The 2,247-nt window shown below is 56.6% G+C and carries 2 protein-coding genes and 1 pseudogene; all 3 read left to right on the top strand.

The window, feature by feature from the left end; genetic code table 11:
* Positions 1-316 (top strand): annotated as a pseudogene (locus tag QZ311_RS12260) (ATP synthase F0 subunit B); the annotation flags it as partial.
* A 153-nt stretch (positions 317-469) separates the two neighbouring features.
* On the top strand, positions 470-1,015 hold the full coding sequence (locus tag QZ311_RS12255; RefSeq protein WP_123397848.1) for a F0F1 ATP synthase subunit delta: 546 nt from the start codon (positions 470-472) through the stop codon (positions 1,013-1,015).
* Between the two features lie 27 nt (positions 1,016-1,042).
* Positions 1,043-2,247 (top strand): F0F1 ATP synthase subunit alpha (atpA, locus tag QZ311_RS12250; RefSeq protein WP_297068496.1); only part of this gene is annotated, 1,205 nt, incomplete at its 3' end.

Raw genomic sequence — 2,247 nt, 5'->3', positions numbered from 1 at the left:
CCGCGAAGAGGCGGATAAATACATAGCCGACGCCCGTCGCCAGCAGGCCGACATGCTCCGCGAAGCCGACAAGATGAAAACCCAGATCATCGAAGAAGCCCGCTCCGCAGCGCAGACCGAAGCCAAAAAGGTGATGGACGCAGCAAAAGTGTCAATCGAACAGGAACGCAAGCAAGCCGAGCAGCAGTTCCGCAACGAAGTCTCGTCATTTGCCCTCGACATCGCACAGAAAGTCGTCCGCAACCAGATGAAAGACGAAAAAGCCCAGGAACAGCTCGTAAGCTCTCTGCTTGACGAAATGGAAAAACAGAACTGATATCCCTCCAGCCGTACCGGGCCGGCAGCCACTCTGGCCGTCAGCTCCGGAACGGCAAGGGCAAGAACCTCAGCTCCGCATTTCCGGCAGCCTCCCCTCTAAACTTCCACTACTCTCATCATCCGTTAACCCTAAGGTTCCAACCACCAAGCAATGAATCAAGGTCTCATCCCAAGCCGATACGCAAAAGCGCTTTTCGAGTTTGCCTCCGAGAAGAAGGCCGACCGACGCATCTATGACCTGATGCACGCACTTGAAAGCTCCTTCGCTTCCGAGCCGTCGCTCCAGCAGGCCGTAGGCAACCCCTTCATCCCTGCAGCCGACAAGATGAAACTCCTGACAACCGCTGCCGGAGCCTCAGGAAACGATGAAGTCTATGCCCGCTTCCTGCAGCTTTTAGCTGACAACAACCGCCTTGATGCCGCCCGTGACATAGCTCTCGCCTACATGAAGCTATATCGCAGCCAGCATCACATCTACCTTGTCACCGTCACCTCTGCCGCCCCGATGGCGCAGGCCGAGGAAGAACGGCTACGCAAACTCATCCTCCGCCATCTCGACGGCGGAACAATGGAGTATCACCATCGCGTCGACCCCTCCCTCATAGGAGGCTTCACCGTAACAATCAACAACGAGAAGCTTGACGCCTCTGTGGCCGATGAACTCAAACAATTGCGTCTGAAACTTTTAAGCAACTAACCAACTTCACATCCCCCTCATACCAAAATGATAAACCCAAGCGAGATTTCTCAGGTCTTAAAACAGCAGCTGGAGAACGTCAGCTCCAAAGTGTCTTTCGAAGAGACAGGAGTTGTTCTGGAAGTAGGCGACGGAGTAGCCCACGTCTACGGTCTCGACAATGTCTGCGCCAACGAGCTTGTAGAATTTGAAAACGGAGTGAAAGGTGTAGCCCTCAACCTTGAGGAAAGCAATGTGGGTGTCATCCTCCTCAACGAAATCAACAACGTTACTGAAAACATGACCGTCAAGCGCACAGGCGAGATCGCCTCGATCCACGTAGGCGACGGCGTGTTCGGTCGCGTGATCAACGTACTCGGCGAACCTATCGACGGCCGCGGCCCAATCCAGGGCGAACTCTTCCCCATGCCCCTCGAACGCAAGGCCCCCGGCGTTATTTTCCGTCAGCCCGTCAAGCAGCCGCTCCAGACAGGTCTGAAAGCAATCGACTCAATGGTGCCCATTGGCCGCGGACAGCGCGAGCTCATCATCGGCGACCGCCAGATCGGCAAGACAGCCATCGCCATTGACACCATCATCAACCAGCGCGCAAACTTCGAGGCAGGAAAACCTGTCTACTGCATATACGTGGCCATCGGACAGAAAGCATCGTCCGTAGCAGCCATCGTTGAGACCCTCCGTCAGCACGGAGCGCTCGACTACACCGTGGTAGTCGCAGCCACCGCCGCCGACTCCGCATCAATGCGCTACTACGCCCCCTTTGCCGGAGTAGCCATCGGCGAATACATCCGCGACACCGGCCGCGATGCCCTCATCGTCTATGACGACCTCTCGAAGCAGGCCGTGGCCTATCGTGAGATCTCGCTCATCCTCAAGCGCCCCTCAGGCCGCGAAGCATATCCCGGCGATATCTTCTATCTCCACAGCCGTCTGCTCGAACGTGCCGCCAAGATCATCGACAACCAGCAGGTGGCAAGCCAGATGAATGACCTTCCAGCCTCGCTCAAAGACAGAGTCAAAGGCGGCGGCTCGCTCACCGCGCTCCCTATCATCGAGACCCAGGCAGGTGACGTTTCGGCCTACATCCCCACCAACGTGATCTCGATCACCGACGGCCAGATCTTCCTCGAAACCGCTCTCTTCAACCGAGGCATCCGCCCGGCCATCAACGTAGGTATCTCCGTGTCGCGTGTGGGCGGTAACGCGCAGATCAAATCAATGAAAAAAGTGGC

It is taken from the genome of uncultured Duncaniella sp. (assembly GCF_910578445.1).
Lineage (GTDB): Bacteria > Bacteroidota > Bacteroidia > Bacteroidales > Muribaculaceae > Duncaniella.
Note: the sequence above shows the minus strand (reverse complement) of the source record. Positions and strands in the feature narration are given on the sequence as shown.

Excerpts from the sequence above, each read along its gene's own strand:
- QZ311_RS12255 (WP_123397848.1), top strand. The coding sequence starts at position 470 with ATGAATCAAGGTCTCATCCCAAGCCGATACGCAAAAGCGCTTTTCGAG.